The sequence below is a fragment of the Paenibacillus sp. sgz302114 genome (assembly GCF_056120345.1).
This window is the reverse complement of record NZ_JBVYOI010000011.1, coordinates 110,848-136,526: the sequence shown is the minus strand read 5'-3', so window position 1 is coordinate 136,526 and position 25,679 is coordinate 110,848. Positions and strand designations below refer to the sequence as shown.

Below are 25,679 nucleotides of genomic sequence, written 5' to 3'. Positions count from 1 at the left end.
CATGATGTAATAAATGCCCAAAACCCCTGATTTATAAGGGGTTGAAGGTACGAGGTTGTCCTGAGGTAACGAAAGGGTAACATCGGCAGAAAACTAGAGGCTTCTCATGAGTTCACCGAACTTGTGGGATGCCTCTTTTTTTTCATGCCCAGCTGATGCTAATAATTTCAATGATTGACAATCCGTATACTCTATGTAATATTTTAGCTAAACTAGGTTGCTCTATTAAAATGTCGCTTTTAATATGAGGGGGAGAACATCGGATGGCTGAAAATGGGCGGCTGGGTGAATTAGACTCTCTTCGTGGAATCGCTTCCATGAGTGTAGTGCTTTATCATTCCGCCTCGCTTCTTGGAATAATGGCTGCTTTGCCTTGGCTGTATCATTCACCGCTTCAGATCTTGTTGGCCGGCCATCAGGCCGTGATTTTCTTCTTTCTTCTGAGTGGATTTGTGTTGGCTTTGCCGTTTGCCGAGGGGAAAACACGTGGTTACGGCAACTTCATGCTTCGGCGTCTGATTCGGCTATACCCGCCTTATATCGTCTCTCTCGCATTTGGACTCGTGCTGCGCCTTCTTTGTTACCGTGTTCCGATTAACGATCTGTGGTCCAGGCCGATCGGATGGGTTCCGATTTTACAGCACGTTTTCATGATTGATCAATTCCATCAGCAGTATTTTAATCCGGTCGTCTGGTCACTTGTTATGGAGATGCGCATAGCGCTTCTATTTCCTTTCATTATCTGGCTCGTCATGAGGACGAATTGGATCTGGAGCTTCTTGATCGGTTTCGTTCTATCTATCTGCGGGATTTTCCTGCATCTGCGCTATCAAGATAGCATCGACTTCTTCACGAATTATTATGATACAGCGCATTACGTATTCATGTTTGTCGTAGGCGCAATTATGGCGAAGCACCGCCATCGCCTTGTTGATTATTTCAAGAGTCTCCGGATCGTTACAAAGCTTGTGCTCGTTATTGTTGCCTTCATTGTATACACATGGGGAAACAATCTGGGCTGGGATCACTGGGGACTTAAAGGGAATCTTGTGTCAGACTGGTTTACCATGTTAACTTCGGGCTTCTTTATTATCGCGGCTTTAGCATCGGTGAAGTTTAAAAGTGTTCTCCATTGGCGGCCGATCGCGTTTGTCGGACGTGTCTCGTACAGCTTATATCTCGTACACCTTGTCGTATTGATTGCTTTAATGAACTTGCTCACCAATCCATCATTCGCCCTATACCCAGACGATTATGAGCAATATTATATCTCGCCTTATTTGCTGCTAGTTGGCACTGTTATCCTCAGCCTAGCACTCGCCGCTCTGTCCTATCGTTATGTCGAGCTGCCATCCATACGACTTGGACGTTACCTTATGAGCGGTAAAATACCCCGTCAAAACTATCAAGGCGAAATGTCAGCAAAAAGGTGATATTCGGTTTATAGAGGCTTTTCATGAGTTCACTGAACTTGTGAGCAGCCTCTTTCTTTTGAGCTCCTTGGAGAATGTATTGACACCACAAGTTAAAGTCTGCTACCATTTCAAATGTAAGCGAATTCAAAAATCATTATGAGGAGGTCCAACAATGGGAGCCAGCAAAGTCATGGATACAACTGCACATGAATATTTTGCGCGGCCTCGCATGGACTTCTAGTAAGAATAATCGTTTCTACGATTGTTACGAAACCAATGTCCACTGGTGCATGCCAGTGGTTTTTATTTTGTTCTCGTACGATTCGTCTTCAGGGATACGATTCTTTTTATCTGCAGCCAGGGACCCGCGCGGTCTGTGGTTTTTTTTTGTGTTCTCCGCAGACGATAAATCGAATTTATAGCCCAGAGAGGGAGATTTATCTGAACATTCGTCAATCCGAAAAAGTATTTTATATGATGAGCGCTATCATGGCGCTCGCGAATTCGATCATGTTCACCACTTACGCCTTGTACTATGTAAATGAATTAGGACTCAATCCTTTTCAGCTTGTATTGGTCGGGACGTTTCTGGAGCTCGTTATTTTCTTGCTTGAGATCCCTACTGGAGTGTTCGCAGATACCTATAGCCGACGACTCTCGGTCATCATTGCCTTTTTCATCATGGGGGCCGCCTATATTCTTGAAGGGAATGTTGTGCTGATTTCGGATGGGCTTCTGCGAGGGGCAGTTTCACTGTTCGTCTTAGTCGTCCTAGCAGAAATGATCCGAGGAGTCGGTGAGACCTTCCTAAGCGGCGCACAGCAGTCATGGATTACGGACGAGGTTGGCGAAGAGAGAATAGGCAAACTATTCGTCCGTGCAGGCCAATTTCAGCAAATCGCTTCGATTACAGGAATTATCCTCAGTGTCGTCGTATCTACGATCGCACTAAACCTGCCTTATGTAATAGGTGGGGTACTGTATGTTGGGCTGGCTGTCTATCTGCTTATTGCGATGAAAGAAACAAACTTTCGCCCAGCTGCCCGGGACGATCTCAATTCTTGGAGCCAGATGCGGGCTACTTTCAAAGAAGGCTCAAGCTTCGTTAAAAAATCGCCAGTCCTCCTTCTTATTCTGATTGTAAGTCTATTCTCAGGCGCATCGTCGGAAGGATTTGATCGGCTATGGGAAGCGCATTTCATTACCGATATTGGACTTCCTGCTTTCAATGGTTGGAATAGTGCCGTATGGTTTGGTATTTTCGGAATTTGCGGGATGCTACTGGGCTTATTGACCAATGAGGTCGTCATCCGAAGAATAAACCTAGAGAGCCGTTCCGTTGTCCGGAATCTGATGCTGATACTCGTCACATTGAAAATCATTTGTGTGATCGCGTTTGGCCTTGCTTCCAATCTTGTATGGGCGCTTGCAAGCTTTTGGCTGGTCGGCATGTTCAACTCCGTCTTTTACCCGCTGTACTCGGCCTGGCTCAATCAGCATATTGAATCGGGCACACGCTCAACCGTGTTGTCATTCTTGAGTCAAGCTAACGCAATCGGTCAAACTGCAGGCGGACCCGTAATAGGCTGGGCTGGCGTGCGTTATACGATCAGAGTGTCCATTGTATTATCGGCGTTTATGCTGGTCCCACTCGTATTCGTCTTTCAGAAGCTGCGTAGGCAGAAGGAGAGCGGCTGATTAATCGTTAAGTGGTTAAGGTAGTTAAGCGGCTTCACGGAAGTTCGTCTATGAACTTCTGTGAAGTCTTTCTTTTGAACTTCCGCTCCCAAATAATATCTGATAAACTAGCATTATTGCTATCAGACAGCCTGACAGTTATCCAAAGCTTAGAATGAAAGCGCTTTATGACAACACTGTCATCGTCGGAAAATAATACAATTGGAGCGTGAAACTTTGAGTCATTTATCGCCTGTCTATCCGAATCATGTCAATATCATAAACTTCATCCGCGGTGTTGAGCCCCGGGAACCGATCGATCTAGTTGAGCCGGTAAGAGAACAGCTGGCGCTTGTTCAGAAGCACGGTCTTCGGGCGACATGGCTGCTCCAATACGATGCGCTGATCGATCCCGCTTTTACGGATTTGCTGGTGAGCGAGGCGGATGCCGGGCAAGAAATCGGCGCTTGGTTTGAAATTGTGCAGCCGCTTACGGAGAAGGCCGGCATCCCTTGGCGCGGCCGCTTTCCTTGGGACTGGCACTCGCATATCGCCTTCTCGGTCGGCTATACACCAGAGGAGCGGGAGCGTCTCGCGGATGTGCTCATGGAGGATTTTCGCGCCAAGTTCGGTCACTATCCGCAATCCGTAGGCTCGTGGTTTATGGATGCGCATTTGCTGGGGTATCTATCGGACCGCTATCAGATCGTGGCTTCCTGCAATTGCAAGGACCAATGGGGCACCGACGGCTACACGCTATGGGGCGGCTATTGGAACCAAGCGTATTATCCAAGTCGCCTGAACGGGTTCATGCCTGCACAGACCGAAGAAAATCAAATACCGGTTCCCGTGTTCCGCATGTTGGGAAGCGATCCAATCTATCAATATGACGCCAAGCTTGGCGGTAACGGTCAGGCCGTTATTACTTTGGAGCCGGTCTATTCGGGCAAAGAAGGCGGAGGCGGTATTCCGGAGTGGGTGGAATGGTTCTATGACGTTAACTTCCGCCAGGAGCAGGTCTCGTTCGGCTATACGCAGGTCGGTCAGGAAAACTCCTTCGGCTGGGCAGCAATGAAGGACGGTCTTATCCAGCAGGTCGAATTGCTTGCTGCGAAACAAGCGGATGGTGTGCTGAAGGTGGAAACGCTGGCGGAATCAGGTCGCTGGTTCAGACGTCAATATCCCGTTACGCCAGCTGCCTCCATATGCGCACTAACGGATTGGCGGAACGAAGGCCGTCAATCGGTATGGTATAACAATCGGAATTATAGACTTAACCTGCTGAATAACGACGGCGAGCTCTGGATCCGCGATATTCACCGCTTTGATGAACGTTATGTGGAGCGGTATTTGGAAGCTACATGCCCGGACAAGAATGCTCATTACGATACGCTTCCTATTGTTGACAGTGCCCGTTGGAGCAACGAGCAGACGTCTGCAGGACTCCGTCCTGTTATCTATGACAACGAAGGAAATGCTGTCATGGTTAAGGTACAATCTCTCGAAACCGATGAAACGGTGGAAGGCGAGCTTACGATTCTAGCTCGCTTGGAAGGCGAGCAAGAACTGCGCATTCGCTGCGCGGAACAGGCAATTACGATCTCCACTGATGTGCCGAACTGGGGACTCCTGATGGAATGGGGAGACGTCTTGGACTTGCCGGAGATTCGTCTGGCTCCGGAAACGATCGGGTATGTGTTTAATGGTCATCCGTTTAAGCTCGGACTGTCCGGCGTACGGCAGGCTGACCGAGTCGGCGATGGCAGTGGTGCGGGTCGCATTGAGCTTCGCTCTGCAGGGAAGGAAATACAATTGCAGCTTTAATGTAATGAAGGAGGCTTCTCACGAGTTCGTTGAACTTGTGGGAAGCTTTTTTTCTTATTATGTTCAAAGCAGCTTAATCTTGTCATTCCCCCCATCAAAGGGTAGGATGAAAGCATCTCAATTTCAAGAAAGAAAGGAATTATTCCGACGATGAAATACAATCCCGAAGAAGACGAAATTATTGATTCCGCTGAGCGATTGCGGGAGCTAGTTGGCGTGCCGCACGAAGCGGTTGTGAAGAAGACGATTGACCATATCGACGATCATGTTCGTGGCTATTTGGCGAAGTGTCCACTGTTCTTCCTGGCGACAGCGAGTGCAGAAGGACAATGCGATGTATCACCACGCGGTGACGGGCCGGGGTTCGTGCAGGTGCTCGATGATCATACGCTGGCATTCCCTGAACGCATGGGAAACAGAAGAGTGGATTCGATGATCAATCTGCTGTCCAACCCAAGGCTTGGCATGATCTGCATTTTGCCAGGGATGAATGAGGTGCTCCGTATTAATGGCAGCGCCAAAATGATCCTTAATGAATCGCTGCTGGAAAGCATGGCGCTCAATGGTAGGAAGCCGAATTTGGCAATCAAGGTTACGGTAGAAGAATGCTTCATTCATTGCCCGCGGGCGCTCAAAACCTCCGATGTATGGGATGCTGAGACTTGGCTCAGCCGCGAGGAGTTCCCGAACATTCAGCGCATCTTCGAGGATCATATTACGAGGAACGGATACGTGATCGAAAAAGAGTCCAACGAGTAAGAAGCTTTAATGCTCTAAAGTTCTAAGAAAGCTCTATTATCGAATACAAAGGAGGATTTTCTACCGATGAGTGAATTTACAGCAGGCAACCTTGTTTCTATCCAGCATTTGGAGCGGCTTGAACAGTTTAACCCTACCTATAAAGGACAGCTGAACGAGAAATGGGCGGTGTTTTTTACGCCGAATACGGATATAAGCGAAACGCCGCCTGATGATATCTTTGCAGGGTCGAATGAGATTCCGATTCTTTACTTTTTTAATGCTGAGGATCATGGCTGGGGCTATTCGGTTGTTCATGAGCAGCAGGTGAAAGCGACGTTCGAACTCTCTTATGAAATGGAAGAGCTGTTTCTGATGAACATGGTCCAGGAGCGGTTTCCGGATGAAGATCCAATCGAGCTGCTGTATCTAGGCGAGAACTCCGATCGGCTTAGAGATGAACTGATGGAAGAGCTGCAGCAAGATCAAGAGTATGATCAGCGTCTGAGCCGTATTTTCGACAACTGTCAGGTGGAGCAGTTCCGCTTATTTGATATTGGCGAGGAGTCAATCGCGGGATTAAAGGAAATGATGACCATCAGTTATTTGGAGGGGTTAGAGAGCCCGCATGACTTGGTTGATCAATTCAAGCAACTATTGCAAATTGATGATATGAGCTGGGTTCGGCCTGATCGTACTTCGGATTATCTCTAACGTATTGCGGCAAAAATGGGGGTAGGAGGGATGTTCAAGATGCTCTTTACTCCATTGAAGCCTATGCTTGCAAGCAGGGGCAAGGAAGCGTTCGATGATGATAGCTTTATCTTCGAGCCGCAATATGACGGCGGGCGTCTTCTTCTTCATAAGCAGCGCGACCGCGTAGAAGCTTATACGCGGTATGGGCATGTCGTCACGAGCAAGTTCCCGGAGCTCCTTGAAGCGGCTCATGCAATCAAAGCGGACACGGTGATTCTAGACTGTGAAGGCATCTGCTTGCGAGACGGACGACCCGTATTCGATGACTTCAATCATCGCGGGCGGCTTGGCAAAGCAGCTACCATTGCACAAGCGGCCAAGTCGCATCCGGCGACCTTCGTTGCCTTTGATGTGCTCTATTCAGGAGAACGTTCGATTATGGATGAGCCGCTCATGCAGAGGAAGGAACGATTGGCCAGCATTGTCGCGGATTCGCCTGTGCTTTCGAAGACGCTGTATATAGAAGGGAAAGGCGTGGCACTATTCGCCTTGACCAAGGACAAAGGCATGGAAGGGATTGTAGCCAAACGGCGCGATTCTGTCTACCGGCTTGATCGGCGATCACTCAATTGGCTGTCGATTAAGCATGTCCGGACAATTGATGCTGTTATTGTCGGGTACCGGACGGATCCATTCGCGCTTGTGATTGGACTGCATTTTCGCACAATGAAGAATAAGCCTGTCGGCACTGTGGGAGAAGGGATCAGCCCAGAGGATAGACAGGCGTTCATGGCTATTGCGGAGCAGCTCCACACGCAGAAGGATCGACAATCTGGGACTCAGTGGATTGTTCCGAGGCTTTGCTGCCGGATCGATTACCTCGATCGGACGGAGATGCATCAGCTGCATACGACAACTTTTAGAGGCTTCTTGCCTTATCGACGGCCGGAGGATTGCGTCTGGTCTTATAACTAATCTTAAGGTGAGAGGAGTTACCCGCGAATGATCGTAACGATTGTAAACGTATTCGTGCTGCAGGAGCATGTCGAGGCATTCATCGCCGCAACGCTGGATAATCACCGTGCTTCCGTTCAAGAGGACGGTAATCTACGGTTTGATATTTTGCAGCATCGGGATGATCCGTCCGTGTTCACGCTGTATGAGGCTTATGAATCCGAAGAAGCAGCAGCGAAGCATAAGGAAACGAGCCATTATTTGAAATGGCGGGATACGGTGGCACCTTGGATGGCGAAGGCACGTGTTGGTACGCCGCACCGGGTCATAGCGCCTGCGGAGGCTTCGCAATGGCGGTAAATTGGCAATCGGCTCCGTTCACATTTACAGGAACGCCTCAGATCATATTCGGCAGCGGCACGCTGCATAAGCTGGTTGATGTGTTGCCAGAGGGAACGCGCCGCGTTCTGTTTGTAATGGGCAGCTTTGGGCAGTCGAACGCGGAGCAGTGGAAGCGGGTTGCAGATTCGTTTGCTGCCGCAAGCATCGCCTATGATATCGCCTATATCCGCCATGAACCTACGGTGGAATGGGTGGATGAGGCGGTGGAACGCTGCCGCATCGGAGCTCCGCTTGATGCGGTCATCGCCATTGGCGGCGGGAGCGCGATGGATGCGGGAAAAGCGGTATCCGCGATGCTGACGACAGAGCCAGGCGATACGGTGCTGCATTATTTGGAAGGGCAGCCGGCATTCCGAGCGCACAAGGGGAGCAAAATCTTCTTCGTCGCTGTCCCGACAGCGTCCGGAACCGGCAGCGAAATGACGAAGAATGCCGTAATCTCCATCAAGGGCGGGTTCAAGCGCTCATTGCGCCATGACCGGTTTATTCCGGATGTCGCCATCGTGGATGGCAGCCTCACCATGAGCTGCAAGGCATCGGTGAAGGCCGCGAGCGGTCTTGATGCGCTAACGCAATTGATTGAATCGTACGTATCGACTAAGGCTTCGCCGATGACGGATGCGCTTGCTTTATCGGGTATCGAAGCGGCTGCCACTAGCTTGCTGCCGATTTGTACTGGTGCTGCCGAGAATGTGGAGCTGCACGAGCGGATGGCTTACGCCTCCATGATGTCAGGCATTACGCTGGCGCACGCGGGACTTGGGCTAGTTCACGGTTTTGCCGCGCCGCTCGGCGGACAATTCAAGGTTCCGCATGGCGTCATCTGCGGAACGCTGCTCGCGGAAGTGACGAAGCGCAACATCGAGTATTTGCGTCTAGCAGAGGGGGAAGCAGCGGCTGTTTCCGCTATAGGCTTGGCGAAGTACGCTGCTGTCGGCGCACTCCTAACGGGACATCCGAAGGAAGATGCGGAGGGCTGCCGTGCACGGTTAGTCGAGACGTTAGAGGCGTGGACGGAGTCGCTGCACATCCAGAAGCTTGGCGCATACGGCGTCAATGCAGACAATTTGGATGCAGTACTTGCTGCGTCAGATAATAAGCAGAGTCCGGTTCAGCTGGACAAAGCTGTGATGCGGGAGATTTTGCTAGCGCGGATCTAGTTAGCATCTAGCGGAGCGAGCGATGTCGCCGATACAAGAGAAGAAGACTGGTTCCTCAGGAGGAACCAGTCTTCTTTGTTTGTCAAGCATTTTCCAGAGATTTAAAACGATATATCAAATCTAATTCTTCATTCTTATACTGGTAATAGATAGTAAAATTCCGGATAAGGGACGAGCGAGAAGATGGATGAGCTGCGCAGAGCCGTTGAAGAGTTAATGAAGGAAATTCCTGAATTGCGCGATGTGCCGAGCGAAGAGTTGATTCAACTCATTCAGGCGCTCCTTATTGCAGGTCGTCAAAAACAAGCTGAATGATCTTCTCCAGCTTCTCTCTCGTGCGCTGGTTAGTCAGATTAATGTTGTAACGTGCAACGAGATCTTTAATAATCATTTCTTCTCGTGTGGCCGACATCGGTCTGTGCTTGAATTCCTTGCCTGTCGTTAACCAATCCACGCTCACCTCGAAGTAAGCGGCGATTTGGGCCGTCATCTCGTGACCGGGTTCACGCTTGTTCGTCTCGTACATGCCTAAGGTGCTTTTCCCAATGTTAAGCCGTTTCGCAAACTCCTCTTGGGACATATCTTTTCTGTACCTCAAATATGCGAGTCGTTCTCCGAATGTACGCAAAGTGCACCTCCATCAGCAAAGCGCTAATCAACTGATATTATATCTTACAACAGAATGGCGGGTTTTTGGTCGGTCTCTTAATGTGATTAACTTATGTTTATAATCACCATATGCGACTATATACTGAAAAGTGATCTGTATAGCTAGCTCGTGGAGGTGAACATACGAATTGACTCATAACGGATGCCCAATCGAAAGTCGCTCGCCGATCTATGTCTACTGCGTGAAGACAGAGCCCCAGAATGATCGCGTCATATGCAGAAGTTTGAACATCACAACAGAGGTTTTGTATATGGGCGTAACGCCGCGGCTAAATGGAAAGTCAAGCTATAAGGCGGGTATTCCGATGTTCGTTACGAGGGACGGGACGTACTTGCAGCTCGGTAATCTAAGCGCCTATAAGGATGTGCTGTCGCCGCTTGGATTCGATCGGTTCCATTCGTCCTGCTTGGTGAATGTGCGTCTTATCGACCGGATTGAAGCGGGACCGTACGGTAATGAAGCGTATTTCAAAGGAGCGGGCAATATCTCTGTGCCAATCTCGAAGGCGCGGACCGCAAAGTACAAGCATTTGGTTGTGAAGGCAGGATCAGATATCATTCCTCCTTTAAGATGACAATGATTCTAGTACCAATATTTCCCTAAATCTATTATGATAGCGGTGAAGGCTTTAATAGGGAGGATGCCGAAGTGATGTATCAGTTGAAAAAGGCGAGCAGGCGCCGAGGATTATCTGGGATCCGCTTGGGGACTGGAAGAGGTGTTGACGCCTTATCAAGGTGTTCCGCTCGTAGATGATAAGGCCGAGCGTTATTTTGGCGACAGCAATACGAAAGAGGGTAAGATAGGCATAATTGTCCCTAATCCATACCGTATCAATAATTATACAGATCGCGAGGTGGAGGAAATTAAATTACGCTCCATTATTTATGTTTTACCAGCCGTAATATGGGTGATGCTCATTTTTCACTTCTCATCTGAACCGTATCAGAAGCAAACGATTATTCCATTTCTTCAACAGCATTTTAACGAGGATAAGGTAAGAGGACTACTGCCGGATTTGACTGTTCATTATTTGCACAGCGATAAATCAGCAAAGAGTGATCCGTTCGGTTTTATTGAATTCGTATTTCGTAAAAGCGCGCATATGGTTATATACGGTGTATTTGCGATTGTAGTCTATCTCGCTTTCAATTCGTTGCGGCTGAAATTGCCGTACAGAGTGCTTACCTCATTGCTCATTGTAGCTGGTATCGCTTCATTGGATGAGTGGAACCAGCTATTCTCCGGGGGGCGAACAAGCACGATCCGTGATGTTGGCGTTGACCTATCCGGAGGCATGTTATTTCTGTTTCTTTTCATTTTGCTGGCAAGATGGGGACGATATAGAAAGTCGAAGCATGCAAAGAGGTCTGTCTAATTGTAGGCAGACCTCCAGAGCGTAGAGAAACACGCGGTTTTTAAAACAAGTTAGTAGGGGAGCATCGATGGAACCAGTTCATAATTATGCTGTTTGCCTCGATTCGACAGTAACATTTGAAGCACCTACCGTAAATTATTATCACTTATGTTATACTACATTAACGCGCCGACGGGAACCTATCCGTTCGCTTATGTTTCTTCTCTTTTCGGGGTATTAATAATTTGTTCAATAGAGATATTGAATGTACTGGCAAGCAGGACTATAAAGTCTAATGGCGGCTTTCTTCTGTTCTTCTCGTAGTGTGAGAGGGTTGATCTGGAAATGCCGAGTGTCCTCGCTAATTCTTCTTGCGTTATCTCTCTTGCTTCTCTTAGTTCAGCGATTGTATTTCCGAGGTGTAACACAGACCTTAACCCTCCATTCAAGCGTGAGTATGCATAAAATGAATAATGTCAATTAAAACGATTGTTTTGATACAAAATGTATACACAAATATATTATGATACTAATTGTATCGTGTCAATATAGAACCCACTAATTTGGCACATTATTCGTGAATCTAGAAACGATTTGTATCGAAACGCGAATAACCCCACATAACGTTCATTAGTGATGAAAGTATGCGTAGCCTGCTCGGCGAGGTGCACCCCCGCCTGTGTTAATATTTCGCATATTCCTTCTGCAGCACCTCATACGACCGCTTCAGCCGCTCATGATAGGCGGGCAGGTTCCACTCGCCCCACTGGAAGAGCTTCAGCTGTGAGAGCGTAACTGGCTCGCCAGTCTTCATCTCCGGCAGCGTACTCACCTTGCTGCCGCTGCCGCTGCCGCCGCTGCCATTCTGCTCTACAACGAGCAGATGGAACCCTTTCGTCGTCACGCTTGCTTGATAGCCTTTGCCGGATGTCCACAGATCGCCCATAATTTCGTGCAAGCTTGGGTCCTTGGCATTCAGCATGAGCCATGGAATGCGCATCTCCACCACACCATTCTGCTCATTCACCTTGTAGTCGGCGAGTGAGTTGTAGTCTGCCGACCTCGTGTTGCTATTGCCTTCCTGCAGCAATCCAGTAGCATACGACGCGAACGGGTAGTCCAGCAGCTTGCCATTTGGCAGCACCGTCCGAGATCCTTTATTCAGCACAAGCCGAATCGGATTGTACATGCCATTGTTCTTCGTGCTCACGCCAGCCACCGTAGGGATCAGCTTCTTCAAGTACGCGTAATCGTAATAGAACGTATCGTAGTAGCTGTCCACGAATGTCTCCGCATAGCTCGCGCTTGCGAGGTCGATATAGAAGTCGAACCCGACTTTATTGGCAAGAGGGATGTCTTTAGGCAGCTTTATATTTCCTTGTCCAGGCACCGTATCGAGCATAATTGACGTATGGATGTCGTCCGCTGGCAACTTTCTGTAATCGAGGCGCAAGTACACATACTCCGAATCATTCGTCATATAGAGCGACTTCAAGTTCTGCTTGCTGTCTGCCGCAGACTTGTAGATGGGGGCTAGATGCAGCGCATCCCAATCAAGCGTATCGCCATCGACGTCGATCGGCACCACATTCTCGCCGGGATCGAAGGAAAGCAGGCCGAAATATTGCTCGTTCGTTTGAACGTTCGACCAGAATGGACGGCGATGCGCATTATCGTACTCCATCGTGTTCCATGTCCGCTTGAACCACTCATCCTGCCAGGAGAAAATCATTCCCCCCATGTACCCTTCATTCAGCATATCCTCGTACAGTCCCGCGATAAGCTTCCCTTGTTCCTGCTCCGAATGATGCCCCTGATCCTTACCGCTCACATTGCGATGCGTCATGCCCCGCGAGCTTGGAATGCCGAACTCCGCCACCAGAATAGGCAGCCGGTGTACCGCCTTCAGCGCGTGCAAATAGCCGGCATAGTTGTTCTTCGTACCCGATCGGTCCACGTAATCCTTATATTCATTGTTCATGAAGTCCGGATAGTACGGGTAGATGTGGTAAGAAGCGAAGGAGCCCGGATAGAAGCTGTCCTTCGTATAAATATGGTTCGGGTTCACCACCGACATCTCTTCTTCCGCGAACGATTCCAGCGGATGCTTCAGCATATCGGTCGTCGGCCAGTTGGTGAAGCTGAGAGCATGCTGCACCTGGTAATGATCCTGCTCATACGCCGCCATGTATTCCATGCCCTGCGCGAGCCAATTTTCGAATGGGGAAGCACCTTGCGTATACATATACCGTCCGTCAAAAGGTTGCTTATGCGCTATTTGTTTATTCGTGTCCGCCACCGCATGCGGATCCCATTCGATGCCGAGAATCCAGCCGAGCAGGTAAGGGGAGACGTCGTAGGTGTAGCTGCCATAGGCATGACCGGCCCGCTTCGGCAAGTTCGCCTTGCCGTGCACAGCGTTCACGACATCCACGATCTCCTCGTGGAACGGCTTCATCACCGCATCCGAGAAGGCGTTGCCAGACGAGACGAGCGCGTCTTCGGGCACCCAAGCGCCATGGAACAAGTAGAGCGGCTTGTCCGTCGTCTGATTAAACTCATACAGCGCTTCATAGAATGCAGGCGGCTGCAGGGTATAGACGCGGATTGCATTCGCATTCATCGCCGCGATCTGCTGGAACCAGCGATAATATTCATCGCGGCCGATGGCGGCATTTCCCGGGAAAGCGCCGGGCTTGCCCATTCCGATATTAACGCCTTTTACGGTGAAGTCCGTCCATTTGCCTTTCATTAGCGTTTGAAAATGATCACCGAACACGCGAGCCGAATACGACGTATCACCGGCACTGAGCTTCTCGACCTGCGGCAGTGCAGCCGGCTTGGTCATACCGTGGTCAATGATCGCCTTCATGAGCGGTATATAGGTATCCCAGTAGAACGCGTCCTCGGCTTCGTGCCAAGTCGGCAGCTTACGGAGCGCCGTTTGAATCCGGCTTTGATAGATCGAAGGGAGGTCCGTATTGAGGGAGAACTGCCCGTTGAAATAATACGTGCCATACCTCTCATTCTGATGATGAATAATGGCAGGCATCGTCAGCGGGATGTATCTGCGGCTGAGCTTCTCCTGCCCGGAAGGCGAGAGCGCAAGTGTATAGCTGGCCAGCACCTCTTGTTCATCTGCGGGCTTTATGACATCCACCCAACCCAAATACGGTTGTTTCCCCATCCCCGTCCCTATCCCTTTCTCCGAAAGTCCCAGCTGCTGCTCGCCTTTCGCTGTGTAAGAGAAGGAGGGAGCCCCGCCAGCCAAATCCGCTTCTGTCAGTACGAGATTTTCCTCTGTAAATTCATTCATGAACAGATAGCCGTCACCCTTGTAGGCCCAGCTGCTCCCGTTAGCTTTTGCTGCACTGGCCTTTAGCTTGTCCGGAACTTCTGTGCCCGCGAGATCAGCCACGTACTTATAGGACCAGCCGTCCCAAGTCAGATTCAACAGGCTGTACATATCTTCACGCAGCTCAGGCGTCGTCGGCTTGCCAAACAGATTACGCTCGGCGATAAGCGTGCCGCCCTTCGTCAGCAGCTTGCTGCGAATCGGCTCGAATTCCGCTTTCGTCATGCCGCCGTATAAGCTTTTGCTCTCTGCCGGTCCCGGCTGCTTGCCGGTATATTCCTCTTTGTCTACGCCGTACATGCTCGCCAGATAGATCAGATCATAGCTGTCGATCTGGTCAGGAACGGCGTCAATGCGGTACTTCCCGTCACCGAGCGGCTTGAAGCCGAAGTAGTCGCTTGAAGGACGATAGGCTTTGCCCGAAGGCTGCACGTATTTTGCATTGTTCAGCATCCAGGTCAGTCCTGCGTGACTGCGGTAAGAGACGTCCGGCACCGTTTTGTCGACAATCAGCACATTAAGCTTATGCCCGGATTTCAAATACCAGCTCCAGATCGGCGATGAGACGACCAAGAGGCCGATAGACACGGCAGCAGCCATGAGCCATCGGCGATTTATTAGGTCCAGCTTCCTCATGATGAGATACCTCTGCGTTTCATTTCTCCCCAAGCGGAGTAGCCAAGGAAGAATTGGAATATGCCTTCAACGCGCCAGAGCACCGTTAATGGACGGTACCAAATAATTTCGGTCAAGGAATAGAGATACAGCTTCAGGACATCCTTCTTATTGGAGTATTTCTGCAATCCCCATTCTTCCAAGATGAGCGCGAGAAGCGAGATTAACGAGCCATAGAGCAGAAAAGCAAGGAACAGCATGAATGCAAATTCAATGGAGATGCCGCCCATAAACAGGGACAGCACGATGAACATATAGCCGCAGAGCTCAACAACAGGACCGAGCAGCTCGATGATCCAGAAGTAAGGGAACACAATGAGCCCGATGTAGCCATACCTCGGATTCAGCGTCATGCCCCGATGCCTCCATAAGCTCTCAAGTAAACCGCGATGCCAACGGTTGCGTTGTTTGCGCAATTCCGCTGCCGTCTCGGGCGCTTCTGTCCAGCATACCGGATCGGCTGTGAATGCAATCCGTTTATTTGATTGCCGCTTTTTGATGAGCCGCTGCAGCCTTACAACAAGCTCCATATCCTCGCCGGCTGTCTTCGTGGAATAACCGCCGGCAGCTACGACCCACTCCTTCGAGAAGACACCGAAAGCTCCAGATATGACGAGCAGCAAATTATAGCGGCTGAGACCGACTCTGCCGACAAGGAAGGCACGCAAATATTCAACGACCTGATAGATGACAAGCGGCTTCGCAGACAGCTTGATCTGTTTCACGCTGCCCATCTGAATCGTATTGCCGTTCGCGATTCGCACCGAGCCGCCGGAGGCGATGACGTCCTCATTCGATGTCATGATCGGTTTCATGATCTTCACTAGCGCATCTTGTTCAAGAATAGAATCTCCATCAATGGAACAAAAATACGAATATTTGGCATAATTAATGCCAGCGTTCAGGGCATCGGCTTTGCCGCCGTTATGCTTGTCCAGCATGTACAGATGTGGCAGCAGCAGCGATTGATAGATCTCAGTGACGGCCTCCGTAGCAATCAACTGCTGAGCATTCCGTTCAATAGGCACCATCTGAAAATGCTCGATTACCTGCTTACGCGTGTCATCGTCTGATCCGTCGTTCACGACAATAATTTCGAGCTCTGGATATTGCAGTCCAATCAGGGAGCGGATGCTCTCTACGATACCCGCTTCCTCGTTATGGGCAGGCACGATGACCGATACGGGCTTCGTGAACGCGATGTTGAGCAATGCTTCATGCGAGCGGAACCTGTTCAGCTTGTACTCTCGGCGCATGGACATGAAGGAGAACAGGAACATGATCAGGTAGAAGGTGGTCGCGAGGAGCATGAAGGAGAGAATGAAGCGGCCATAAATGCCGATAACGTCGATCCAAAGCGCCTGCGCACTCATCCGGGATGAAGTCCTAACGTTTCTTTGGCGATATCCCGGGCGAACCGGTCATGATCATGCTCAGCAATATGCATTAACAATTGCTTCCCCTCCTTCATGTTCAGCAGCGCGCCGGCTGCTTGTGTTCGTACCCACCATGAGCGGTCTTTGATCAGCTCAGTAAGCGGTGCTGCCAGCTCCGGCTTTCTTAGTGCTCCGAACAGCTTGGCGGTCATCGCCCGCTCCTCCCAGCTGTTGGAAGCGGCGAATTTGCTGTATTGCTCCGCGCGCTCCGTGAAGCCGAGCTGCGCGATGGATTTCAATAGCTTAATGCGAAGCTCAGACGATTGGCCTGCTGGTTCTGCAATGCAGAATAGAAGCTGCTCCAGAAAGTCGAGCTGCTCATATTTGTTCAGAATGCCGATCATCTCAACGAGGCTGTGCTGAATCGGCACTGGCAGCATATAGAACTGCGCTAGTGTTTCATCGAACTGGTCATTTGTTAGCATGGACAGCAGCTGGCGGTAATTAAATGCCGTCAGATCACCTGGCAAACGAATAAGGCTCTGTATGAAGCTGCTGTGCCGGGAATGGATGAGCAGCTTGCAGATTTGATAATGCTCCTGCGCGGTACATTTTGGACTGTTCATCAGCCTTGTAATGTCATCCAGCAGGTTGTCCATGCCGAACACAGAAGCATGGTAGAGTGCATTCATCCGTATGCTCCACTTGCGGCTTTTCAGCATCTCTCGATAAGTGTCTGTAAAATGCGCCTCAGCGAATTGCTTCGCCCGAAGCTGAATCTCATCGCTATGCGCGATTTGCAAATAATCGCTCAGCAGCTTCTCCGCTGCGGCGAACGTTCGTCCATTATGAGGCACGAGTGCCCGACTGGTCCTGCCTTGGGTCATATATACATACATGAGTGTGCTATTCTTCTGCGCGAAGCTGTTCATATAACGCGTAAGCCGCATGTCGCGTGCTTTAACGATTGTGATATAGACGAGGACGAGACTGCTCAGAATGAGCAGCGACGCCGTGAATATAGCAAGTGCAATTACTGCGTGACTGGTATACATCTACTTCACTTCAGCCTTTCCAGAAGCCGCTTTACCTTAGCCTCAAGTAGCTTGATGTTGAACGGCTTTGCAATATAATAGTCCGCGCCATGTTCCATGCTGTAGATGGTCACATGCTCCGTGTTGCGGCTTCCCAGCATAATGATAATGTACTTGTTTGCATTCGGCATGCTGCGCAGATCGCGCAGCACCTCAATGCCGTCGCGCTGCGGCAGGATATCGCTTAGGAAGATGAGATGCATATGCCCGGAATGATGCCAGTCCGATTCCGCGAAGCTGGCTCCATCATGGAAGCTGTGAGTTTGGAATTCCATATGCGGTATCGAGAGATTTTGGAGCATGTTAATGAGAATGTTCTGCGCAATCGGCGAGTCATCAATAATGGAGACTTTAATGGTGCTCACATCAGGCAAGGTGGCGACAGGTACCGCTCTGAGCTGGAAAGGACCTCTATCCCGTGCCAACGTCAGCGCCACCGAAGTTGCATCTAGAATATCCTCGTAGGTTGTCGTCGAATAGACGACCTCCGTCATGCCAGCTGTAAGCTGCACCTGAGATGAGGTCTGGAAGTCTGTGTAGATTCGCTGGAATAGATATTCTGCTTCGAGAAAGCCGGTATGCATCAATAGCGCCATGAAACGATGCGGCTCCTCGGTCGCGAATAGGTAATCCGTATTGCGCAAATGGCTTGCGATCAGCTTGCTCGTATGCAGCAGAGCAGGGAGCCCGTTTGTTTGGTCTATTTCAATCGCCACGACCGTGAATTTGGTACGAACTCGCGGCATATCGGCTAGCTTCCATTGAATGAACGACGTGAGCAAGTCGCTGTGGTACAATCCAGTCTCCTCGTTGTATAGCTGAGCGAGAAGAGGGGAATTGGGAGAGGTACGTGTAGTGGTACTGCTCATAGCACACCTCAATTCTAGTAAATCGTGTTGTCCTTCCAGTATAGTCGCATTGTGCAAATTAATGTTTAGTGAATTACTGGGGATTTGGTATGGAGAGAGGGAGGAACAGAGATGGGAAAAGCGAATAGTAGTGGAAGATGGCAATGACCCGATTCATCGGATTAAATCGATTTCCATTTCTACGTTTAAAAGCAGGCATATATCAGTCGATGCGAATAGCCGATGAACATTCTTAATGAAGATAATGTAATTGCCCACTATAAACTCAATATAAAGAAGGAACGTGATCATTTGTGACCCATACACATGAGCATCAAGCTCCACAGTTGAACGCTATTCAAATTCCGGCTGCGGAAGGTTATATTGTCTCAAGAGTTTTTAGCCCCGGAGGCCAAGGGCCTTTTCCTACCGTCATCCTTCTGCATGGGTTTCCAGGCATTCAGCAAAATTATGATTTGGCAGCGCAATTCCAACATGCTGGCTATCAAGCGGTGGTGTTCCATTATCGGGGGTTGTGGGGAAGCACAGGTAGTTTCTCGATTACCCATGCCCTTGAGGATGCGAGGACGGTTCTCGCCTACTTGCGTCAAACAGACACGTCGGCAAAATATCAGATTGATCGTGGGCGCATCGCGCTTGTCGGACATAGCTTTGGCGGCTTCATCGCCCTGCAGTCGGCTGCGGCGGATAGCGGAGTCGCGGCTGTTTGCTCCCTCTCAGGTGCAAATTTCGGCATGATGGCGCAGCTTCTTCGAGAGCCGAAGAGCAGAGCTCAGCTTGAGGCGGGGTTCGCTGAACCGGCGTCTTATATCTCGGGACTTACCGTCCAGATGATGAGTGAAGAAATTTTGGCGCATGGATCGGAATGGAATCTACCGGACCGTGCGCAGAGTCTATCGGACAAGCCAGTCTTGTTGGTTGGAGCAGCTCAGGATATGCTGACACCTGTGAAATTCATGCATGATCCGCTTGTTTCAGCGTTTCAGAGCACGGGCACGTCTCAGCTGCAAAGTCTAGTTATTGAATCAACCGATCACGGGTATGAGGGCAAGCGGCAGGAACTGTTCGAGGTTATTTTGAAGTGGTTGAATGAGGTTGTTTAGCTGTTGATGCTGCCGATGTCGCCGATACTGGCTGATCGCTAACGGTCTCCAGAGTTGTTATTGGGCTCAAATCGCGGGCTTGTGCTGGCTAACGGATCGTAGCGACGCTATTCCGGGTTAAGGAGCTTGAATTGGCTGCAAAAGAGGCAAATAGCGTCGCTGCGGTCCGTTACATTTTGTGGAGCGCTATTTTCGCCTCAATAAAGTTACGATCCGTTAGCCGAGGTATACCAAAAAGGAGGGCCATCAATGGCTCTCTTTCTTTTACCTATATTTACTTACGAAAAGTATGATAAGATGAAAGCACTAAAGCTTTTCGCATACCTTGCTCTATTCACCTACTAGGACACACGATAACACATCTCAGCACAGGCAGCCGTCCATAACAAACGGCTGTCTTTTTTCGTTTAACGTAAACATTTTAAGGATAAAGGTGACAACGTCATGGCCAACACCATTCTTTTTCGAATATTGCTTCCTGTCTTGCTCGTCATTATTTCTCTTTCATCCATCTATCTCGATCGGACAAGTCACCCCTATCTGATGATTGCGGTAGGCGTCGCTGTTTATGTGTCGCTAAATGCCAAGCAAACGAACAACAAGCAGATTTACATCCAAATTGCGATGCTCGTCCTCTTTCATTGGCTCAGCCAGCTGAACTGGTCCTTGACGATGTATTTGATATTGCTGATTAGGCAGATCACACGAAGCGAAAATTTGCTTCGAGCACTTCTTCATGCGCTTCTCATTATGACGCTGTACAGCGTTGTCCGCTTCTCCTACTCGGTAACGAATGGTTACTCCGTGCTCGTTACGTTGTCCGACCTTGCTAGTTCGCTCGTCATTGTGGCAGTGGTATGGCTCATTAAGAGCAAAGAAATCGAGAGGAAGAGCCTCGAACAATTAAACGATGAGCTTCTGAAAAAAGACGTGCTCACAGGACTGCTCAACTATCATGAATTCCGTAAGAAGCTAAGCAAGATGAAGGAGCGCAGCGAATTTGGTTTAATCATTATGAGCTGCCAGGATTTGCGGGTGATTAATTTCAAGCATGGCTATGAGCAAGCGAACAGCAGCTTGAAGGATATTGCCGTTCAGCTTGAACGCCACTTTAGCCCTGCTATTGTATCGCGTTATGGCGGGAGCGAATTCGCAATTGCGATGGCTTATAAGGATGCAGAGGCTACGGAGGACTATATAAAACAGGCAATCATCCGAATCATTGAGCAGATATCCAGTTTGGATATCATTTACGCGTATGCATTTTCGAACGGATGCACAACGGAAGAGACGATAGAGGAAGTGGAAAAGCAGCTATTTCTGCAAAAGAAGGAAATTTGGATGAAGCGAGATGAGCACTTCTTTCGCGCAGATAAATTGAAGGTAATCGGAGAGCTCGCGGCGGGAATGGCTCATGAGATCCGTAACCCGCTTACGACCATTAAAGGGTTTCTTCAGCTGGCTTATCGGAACGATTATAAGGAGTTCGACAGATATCACCCGATGATCATGGACGAGATTACAAGAGTGAGCGAGCTCACCTCTGAGTTTTTGCAATTTTCGAGACCGAATCTGTCCCAAATGAAGGTGGAATCCGTTCAGTCCTGCACCGAGCGTGCCATCTCCATCATGGGTACGGAAATTGAGCGGAGAGGGCATCGCCTTAATAGCGAATACCCGGAAGCCCCGTTATATGTCAAAGTGGATAAGGACAAGATTGTGCAGGTGCTCGTCAATTTGTTCAAAAATTCGATTGATGCGATGGAGGATCTCGGGCAGATCGGGGTCAAGGTGTATGAGCTGGATAAGCAGGCATGCATCGAATTGTCAGATACGGGGACAGGGATGTCCGAAGCTACGAAGGAGAAACTATTTGAACCGTTCTACACCACGAAAGGGCATGGCACGGGACTCGGCTTGTCGATATCACACAAGATTGTCCAGGATCATGATGGCAGAATGGATGTGAAGGAGACGAGCGCGAGCGGGACGGTGTTCTTGATCATGCTTCCGTTGGTGGGTTTTTAAGTCGGGTGAGAGCCCCGAATTTGGCTGCTGAGAGCGGGAAAATCCTCTCTCACCGATCCAATTTGGACACTTTGCGCCGGGGCTGTTACCACACTCCAGTCAAACTCGACTCGCTGGCATGATAACTGAACCTGAAGGGGAAGTCGACTAGAATTAATCGACGCGAGTGGCTGAGAGAACGTATACGTGCTCTCGCGTGCCGCAGATGCCCAAAACCTTGGCGTTTCAGAGCTGAGAGCACATATATGATTTCTCAGCGCGAGAATCGCACGTACGAGTGGCTGAGAGAACGTATACGTTCTCTCGCGCTCGGCAGAGAAGTCCGGTTCCCCCGGACTTTCACAAGTACAAACAAAGGGAGAGCCCCAACAACAACTGGGGCTCTCCCTTTGTTTCCCTAACTAGCTTAAGCCAAGGCGCTAATCACGGCGCCTTGCTGCAGCTGGTACATGGCGAAGTACTTGCCGCCATGTGCCATCAGCTCGTCGTGATTGCCGCGTTCTACGATGCGGCCACGGTCGAGCACGAGAATTTGATCCGCAGCGCGGATCGTCGAGAGCCGGTGCGCGATGACGAACGTCGTGCGTCCGCGCTTCAGCACATCAAGCGCTTGCTGGATGATCGCTTCGGTCTCCGTGTCGATGCTCGCTGTCGCTTCGTCGAGGATCAGAATCGCCGGATCGAAGGCGAGCGCACGCGCGAAGGAGATGAGCTGCCGCTGACCGGCGGACAGCGTGCTTCCTTTCTCGATGACAGGCTCATCAAGCCCGTGAGGCAGCTGCATGAACATGTCGTACGCGCCGACGTCGCGGAGCGCTCCTTCGATCTTCTCCCGCGTAATCGCCGGGTCGTCCAGACTGATGTTCGAGGCGATCGTGCCGGTGAAGAGGAACGGCTCCTGCAGCACAATGCCCATATGCTGGCGCAGCTGCTGCTTCGACATGTCGCGCACGTTAGTGCCGTCGACTGTGATGGCGCCGCGATCAATATCGTAGAAGCGGAAGAGCAGGTTCAGAATCGAGCTTTTGCCTGATCCGGTGTGACCGACAAGCGCGACCGTCTCGCCCTGCTTCGCGTTAAAGCTAATATGCTTCAGCACGTCTTCGCCTTCCTTGTAGCCGAACGAGACGTCCTCGAAAGCAACATTCCCCTTATAACGCGCCATCCGCTGTTCAGAAACCGGAGTGCCCGGCTCATCCAGCAGTGCGAATACGCGCTCCGCCGATACCCGCGCTACTTCGAGGTTCGACAGCTGATTCACCATCCCGACGATAGGTTGCATCATCCGGTTCATGTAATCAATGAACGCGTAGAGGACGCCGACGGATACAGCCGTACCGAACCAGCCGCCCGCAAACATCCAGATGACCGTGAGAAAAATCACATTCCGAAACACGTTCAGCAAATTGTGACTCGTCACCGAGTTCAAACGCAGCATTTTGTTCTGATACTTGAAGTACTCGTCGTTCATGACGTCGAACTCCGCTTTTGTTTCTTTTTGCTTGCGGAAAACTTGGATGATCGGCATGCCTTGAATGGATTCGTTAATCATGCCGTTGATGTCACTCAGTCGCGAGCGAATGACATGGTTGAAGCCACCCGCATATTTGCGGTAAATAACGATCCAGAAGTACAGAATCGGCAGCAGCGGCAAAGCAATTAGAGCAAGCCGAGTATCGAGCAGGAAGAGTGCGCCCATGATCGCGGTCATATAGATGATGCCGGAGAAGAAGTTCGCGAGCACCGATACATACAGCTCGCGGATTGCCTCTGTGTCATTCGTCACCCGTGCGACGACTTTGCCTGCCGGCAGATTATCGAAGTATTGAACCGGCAGCTCCTGAATATGCCGGAATACGTCATTGCGCATCTTGCGTACAATGCGGTTCGCCGACACTTGAAGCAGGAATTTCTGACCGTAAGCGAGCCCCGCCCCGATGAGCAGCATCCCGACATAGCCAGCTGCCAGCGTAATCATGCTCTTCAGCTCCGGCTGATAGAAGTGATACGTCTCATCTCGGCTCAGCAGAACAGCAGGATATTGCTGCTTGCTGCCATCCTCGGCAGTAAGCGTTAGCTTGCCGTCGGCGAACTTACGCGCACCCTTGTCAGGCACACCAGCCGCATCGACAAAATAATACGTAAGCCCCGTCTGCAGCACGCGCACCTCGCGGCCCTTCGCCTCGCCAGCCTTCCAATGATCGGCACGCTTATAATAACTGCCGTTGTACGCTACGTCATAGCGTCCGTCTTGTTTGCTCTCGTACCACGGTTTCTCGATGCCCATAATGTTCGTATCAATCATCCGTTTGGCGAGAAAAGGTCCGACCAGCTCCGCGGAGATGGCGAGTGCAAGCAGCAGAAGCGCCAGCAGAATCGGTCGTTTGTAATGCCATGCATATAGAAATAATCGTTTTCCGTTATTGCCCATTGTAGGTGTCACCTTCGTTTCCTTATATCTCATTTAAGTCTGCAGCCGGGGGCGCTTCCGCGCATTATTCTTCCACCACGGCAGCGAGCTGCTGTCTATCGTATTGTTCTTTGTACCAGCCATTATTCAGAAGCAGCTGCTCATGCGTGCCTTCTTCTGCGATTCGTCCTTCGTCCAGCACGATAATCCAATCCGCATGCTGCACGGCGGAGAGCCGGTGCGTCGTAATGAGCGTCGTCTTGCCGGCTCGTTCCCTGCGAAGTCCTTCCAGAATCTCAGTCTCTGTCTTGGCATCGACTGCCGAGAGAGCATCGTCCAGCATAAGAATTTCCGGGTTCGCGATGACTGCTCTTGCAATGCTGACCCGCTGCTTCTGTCCGCCGGAGAGGGCAACGCCTTTCTCCCCAACGAGTGTTTCCAGACCGTCTGGCAGGTACGCCACGTCTTTGCGGAAAGCAGCCAGCTCCAGTGCTTTGCCTAGCAGCTCATCGTCCATCGAACCGCCTGTAACGCCATAAGCGATATTTTCGCGGATCGTCTTGCTGAACAAAATCGGCTGCTGCGGCACATAGCCGACCCAGCTGCGAATCTGGTCGAGCTCGATATTCGTAATCGGGACACCGCTAGCCTTCAAGCTGCCTTGGCCCATCGGGTACTCGCGAAGCAGCTGACGAAGCAAAGTCGTCTTGCCGCTGCCTGTTCTGCCGACGATGCCGAGCGTTTGACCGCGCGTAAGCTTTACATTAATATCGACTAGGTTGTCGATGGAAGAGGACGGATAGCGGAAGGTGAGCCCTTCGGACTCAATCGATTCCGGCACTTGCACCTGCACGGGCGACTTCGCATCCACGACGTTCGGCTTCACGCCCAGCGTCTCATTGATCCGGTCGAGCGAGGCGTTGCCGCGCTGCATAATGTTGATAAGCTCGCCGATAGCGAACATCGGCCAAATCAGCATGCCTAGGAACATGTTGAACGACACCATATCGCCAAGGGAAATCTCGCCCCGGAACACGAGCCATCCGCCAAAGCAGAGACCGATCAAATAGCTGATGCCGACGAGAATTTTGAGTGAAGGCTCGAACAGCGCATCAATCTTGGTCACTTCGATGTTTTTGCGGAACACCTCATCGGTCATGTCGCTGAACCGTTTGCGATCCGCATCTTCCTGCACGAACGCACGGATGACCCGAACGCCAGAGACGGATTCAAGCACTTGGTCGTTCAGCTTGCCGAAAGCGTCCTGTTGAATCGTAAACCGTTCGTGGATTTTTTTGCCAAAATGCTGCATAACAAGTGCGAGCACCGGCAGCGGCAGCATCGCCGCAAGCGTCAGCTTCCAGCTGATGAAGCCAGCCATCATAACGAGAATGGTCGCCATCCAGATGGTGGAATCGACCAGCGTCAGAATGCCGAAGCCTGCCGTATTCGATACGGCGCCAATATCGTTCGTCGCCCGGGCCATCAGGTCGCCGGTGCGATTGCGTTCATAGAACGTTGGCGTCATCTTCAGCAGATGGCGCATGAGGCGCGAGCGGAGTTTACGCTCCAGGATGAAGGAGGAGCCGAACAGCTGCGACCACCAGACATAAGTGATGAGATAAACGATGACAGTGAGGCCTGCCCAGTAGAGCAGCAGCTCCGTCAGCTTCTGCCGCGTCATCGTGCCTTGGCCGATGCTATCGATGGCGAAGCCGATCATTCTCGGAGGGATAACCTCAAAAAGACCGCAGATCGTAAGCAGCACGAGAGCAAGCGTGTAACGCTTCCAATGCATTTTGAAAAACCAGCTTAATTTTTTTAATACGTCAAACACGTAGATCAACAACCTTTCCAGCTTAGATCGATACAAAAA

Annotated in this window: 21 protein-coding genes; 13 read left to right on the top strand and 8 right to left on the bottom strand. The window is 50.5% G+C overall.

The features are described 5' to 3' along the window. Nucleotides 1-263: 263 nt before the first annotated feature. The 9 genes from AC0LWF_RS22495 to AC0LWF_RS22455 all read left to right on the top strand — a co-directional run bounded on the left by AC0LWF_RS22495 (nt 264) and on the right by AC0LWF_RS22455 (nt 9,181). Nucleotides 264-1,433, top strand: a complete 1,170-nt coding sequence (locus AC0LWF_RS22495) for an acyltransferase family protein (RefSeq protein WP_474653774.1) — start codon at nt 264-266, stop codon at nt 1,431-1,433. Between the two features lie 456 nt (nt 1,434-1,889). Further along, nucleotides 1,890-3,113: an MFS transporter gene (locus AC0LWF_RS22490; protein ID WP_474653773.1), complete on the top strand. Its 1,224-nt coding sequence runs from the start codon at nt 1,890-1,892 to the stop codon at nt 3,111-3,113. 216 nt (nt 3,114-3,329) lie between these two features. Further along, on the top strand, nt 3,330-4,916 hold the full coding sequence (locus AC0LWF_RS22485; protein ID WP_474653772.1) for a polysaccharide deacetylase family protein: 1,587 nt from the start codon (nt 3,330-3,332) through the stop codon (nt 4,914-4,916). A gap of 150 nt (nt 4,917-5,066) precedes the next feature. Then, the gene (locus AC0LWF_RS22480; protein WP_474653771.1) at nt 5,067-5,675 is read left to right on the top strand and encodes an MSMEG_1061 family FMN-dependent PPOX-type flavoprotein; all 609 of its coding nucleotides are present in this window, start codon (nt 5,067-5,069) and stop codon (nt 5,673-5,675) included. Between the two features lie 66 nt (nt 5,676-5,741). Continuing rightward, nucleotides 5,742-6,368, top strand: a complete 627-nt coding sequence (locus tag AC0LWF_RS22475; RefSeq protein ID WP_474653770.1) for a hypothetical protein — start codon at nt 5,742-5,744, stop codon at nt 6,366-6,368. A gap of 39 nt (nt 6,369-6,407) precedes the next feature. Next, nucleotides 6,408-7,325 carry an ATP-dependent DNA ligase gene (locus AC0LWF_RS22470; RefSeq protein ID WP_474653769.1) on the top strand — a complete coding sequence of 306 codons (918 nt, stop codon included), beginning with the start codon at nt 6,408-6,410 and terminating at the stop codon, nt 7,323-7,325. Nucleotides 7,326-7,352: 27 nt separating this feature from the next. Next, a complete protein-coding gene (locus tag AC0LWF_RS22465) occupies nt 7,353-7,664 on the top strand; it encodes an antibiotic biosynthesis monooxygenase (protein ID WP_474653768.1) in 312 nt (103 codons plus the stop codon). After that, the gene (locus AC0LWF_RS22460; RefSeq protein ID WP_474653767.1) at nt 7,655-8,866 is read left to right on the top strand and encodes an iron-containing alcohol dehydrogenase; all 1,212 of its coding nucleotides are present in this window, start codon (nt 7,655-7,657) and stop codon (nt 8,864-8,866) included. Before AC0LWF_RS22465 ends, AC0LWF_RS22460 begins: the two co-directional genes overlap by 10 nt. Before the next feature lie 183 nt (nt 8,867-9,049). Beyond that, entirely contained in the window at nt 9,050-9,181 is a 132-nt protein-coding gene (locus tag AC0LWF_RS22455; protein ID WP_474653766.1) for a hypothetical protein, read from the top strand. Here AC0LWF_RS22455 and AC0LWF_RS22450 read toward each other — a convergent pair. Beyond that, nucleotides 9,150-9,494, bottom strand: a complete 345-nt coding sequence (locus AC0LWF_RS22450; protein WP_474653765.1) for a helix-turn-helix domain-containing protein — start codon at nt 9,492-9,494, stop codon at nt 9,150-9,152. The genes AC0LWF_RS22455 and AC0LWF_RS22450 overlap by 32 nt on opposite strands. Nucleotides 9,495-9,663: 169 nt before the next feature. Here AC0LWF_RS22450 and AC0LWF_RS22445 point away from each other — a divergent pair, with 169 nt between their 5' ends. After that, entirely contained in the window at nt 9,664-10,110 is a 447-nt protein-coding gene (locus tag AC0LWF_RS22445; protein ID WP_474653764.1) for a LytTR family DNA-binding domain-containing protein, read from the top strand. Between the two features lie 144 nt (nt 10,111-10,254). Then, on the top strand, nt 10,255-10,914 hold the full coding sequence (locus AC0LWF_RS22440) for a VanZ family protein (RefSeq protein ID WP_474653763.1): 660 nt from the start codon (nt 10,255-10,257) through the stop codon (nt 10,912-10,914). A 191-nt stretch (nt 10,915-11,105) separates the two neighbouring features. Here AC0LWF_RS22440 and AC0LWF_RS22435 read toward each other — a convergent pair whose 3' ends face one another. The 5 genes from AC0LWF_RS22435 to AC0LWF_RS22415 all read right to left on the bottom strand — a co-directional run bounded on the left by AC0LWF_RS22435 (nt 11,106) and on the right by AC0LWF_RS22415 (nt 18,262). Next, entirely contained in the window at nt 11,106-11,321 is a 216-nt protein-coding gene (locus AC0LWF_RS22435) for a helix-turn-helix transcriptional regulator (RefSeq protein WP_474653762.1), read from the bottom strand. Nucleotides 11,322-11,575: 254 nt separating this feature from the next. After that, nucleotides 11,576-14,884 (bottom strand): glycoside hydrolase family 113 protein, encoded by a 3,309-nt coding sequence (locus tag AC0LWF_RS22430; protein ID WP_474653761.1) that lies wholly within the window; start codon nt 14,882-14,884, stop codon nt 11,576-11,578. Beyond that, nucleotides 14,881-16,296: a glycosyltransferase family 2 protein gene (locus tag AC0LWF_RS22425; protein ID WP_474653760.1), complete on the bottom strand. Its 1,416-nt coding sequence runs from the start codon at nt 16,294-16,296 to the stop codon at nt 14,881-14,883. Before AC0LWF_RS22425 ends, AC0LWF_RS22430 begins: the two co-directional genes overlap by 4 nt. After that, nucleotides 16,293-17,354, bottom strand: a complete 1,062-nt coding sequence (locus AC0LWF_RS22420; RefSeq protein ID WP_474653759.1) for a HEAT repeat domain-containing protein — start codon at nt 17,352-17,354, stop codon at nt 16,293-16,295. Before AC0LWF_RS22420 ends, AC0LWF_RS22425 begins: the two co-directional genes overlap by 4 nt. A gap of 5 nt (nt 17,355-17,359) precedes the next feature. Then, a complete protein-coding gene (locus tag AC0LWF_RS22415; RefSeq protein ID WP_474653758.1) occupies nt 17,360-18,262 on the bottom strand; it encodes a response regulator in 903 nt (300 codons plus the stop codon). Between the two features lie 293 nt (nt 18,263-18,555). Here AC0LWF_RS22415 and AC0LWF_RS22410 point away from each other — a divergent pair, with 293 nt between their 5' ends. Together AC0LWF_RS22410 and AC0LWF_RS22405 are read left to right on the top strand one after the other, a co-directional pair. After that, a complete protein-coding gene (locus tag AC0LWF_RS22410; protein ID WP_474653757.1) occupies nt 18,556-19,365 on the top strand; it encodes an alpha/beta hydrolase family protein in 810 nt (269 codons plus the stop codon). Nucleotides 19,366-19,809: 444 nt separating this feature from the next. After that, nucleotides 19,810-21,393 carry an ATP-binding protein gene (locus tag AC0LWF_RS22405; protein WP_474653756.1) on the top strand — a complete coding sequence of 528 codons (1,584 nt, stop codon included), beginning with the start codon at nt 19,810-19,812 and terminating at the stop codon, nt 21,391-21,393. Between the two features lie 406 nt (nt 21,394-21,799). Here AC0LWF_RS22405 and AC0LWF_RS22400 read toward each other — a convergent pair whose 3' ends face one another. Then, nucleotides 21,800-23,824 (bottom strand): ABC transporter ATP-binding protein, encoded by a 2,025-nt coding sequence (locus AC0LWF_RS22400; RefSeq protein ID WP_474653755.1) that lies wholly within the window; start codon nt 23,822-23,824, stop codon nt 21,800-21,802. Nucleotides 23,825-23,888: 64 nt separating this feature from the next. Next, complete coding sequence (locus AC0LWF_RS22395) at nt 23,889-25,640, bottom strand: ABC transporter ATP-binding protein (RefSeq protein WP_474653754.1); 1,752 nt, start codon at nt 25,638-25,640, stop codon at nt 23,889-23,891. Nucleotides 25,641-25,679: the final 39 nt, after the last annotated feature.

Bases quoted from the DNA above. Each gene is read 5' to 3' on its own strand.
- AC0LWF_RS22495 (WP_474653774.1), top strand. From the start codon at position 264: ATGGCTGAAAATGGGCGGCTGGGTGAATTAGACTCTCTTCGTGGAATC.
- AC0LWF_RS22490 (WP_474653773.1), top strand. From the start codon at position 1,890: ATGATGAGCGCTATCATGGCGCTCGCGAATTCGATCATGTTCACCACT.
- AC0LWF_RS22480 (WP_474653771.1), top strand. From the start codon at position 5,067: ATGAAATACAATCCCGAAGAAGACGAAATTATTGATTCCGCTGAGCGA.
- AC0LWF_RS22475 (WP_474653770.1), top strand. From the start codon at position 5,742: ATGAGTGAATTTACAGCAGGCAACCTTGTTTCTATCCAGCATTTGGAG.
- AC0LWF_RS22470 (WP_474653769.1), top strand. From the start codon at position 6,408: ATGCTCTTTACTCCATTGAAGCCTATGCTTGCAAGCAGGGGCAAGGAA.
- AC0LWF_RS22465 (WP_474653768.1), top strand. From the start codon at position 7,353: ATGATCGTAACGATTGTAAACGTATTCGTGCTGCAGGAGCATGTCGAG.
- AC0LWF_RS22460 (WP_474653767.1), top strand. From the start codon at position 7,655: ATGGCGGTAAATTGGCAATCGGCTCCGTTCACATTTACAGGAACGCCT.
- AC0LWF_RS22455 (WP_474653766.1), top strand. From the start codon at position 9,050: ATGGATGAGCTGCGCAGAGCCGTTGAAGAGTTAATGAAGGAAATTCCT.
- AC0LWF_RS22430 (WP_474653761.1), bottom strand. From the start codon at position 14,884: ATGAGGAAGCTGGACCTAATAAATCGCCGATGGCTCATGGCTGCTGCC.
- AC0LWF_RS22425 (WP_474653760.1), bottom strand. From the start codon at position 16,296: ATGAGTGCGCAGGCGCTTTGGATCGACGTTATCGGCATTTATGGCCGC.
- AC0LWF_RS22420 (WP_474653759.1), bottom strand. From the start codon at position 17,354: ATGTATACCAGTCACGCAGTAATTGCACTTGCTATATTCACGGCGTCG.
- AC0LWF_RS22415 (WP_474653758.1), bottom strand. From the start codon at position 18,262: ATGAGCAGTACCACTACACGTACCTCTCCCAATTCCCCTCTTCTCGCT.
- AC0LWF_RS22405 (WP_474653756.1), top strand. From the start codon at position 19,810: ATGGCCAACACCATTCTTTTTCGAATATTGCTTCCTGTCTTGCTCGTC.
- AC0LWF_RS22400 (WP_474653755.1), bottom strand. From the start codon at position 23,824: ATGGGCAATAACGGAAAACGATTATTTCTATATGCATGGCATTACAAA.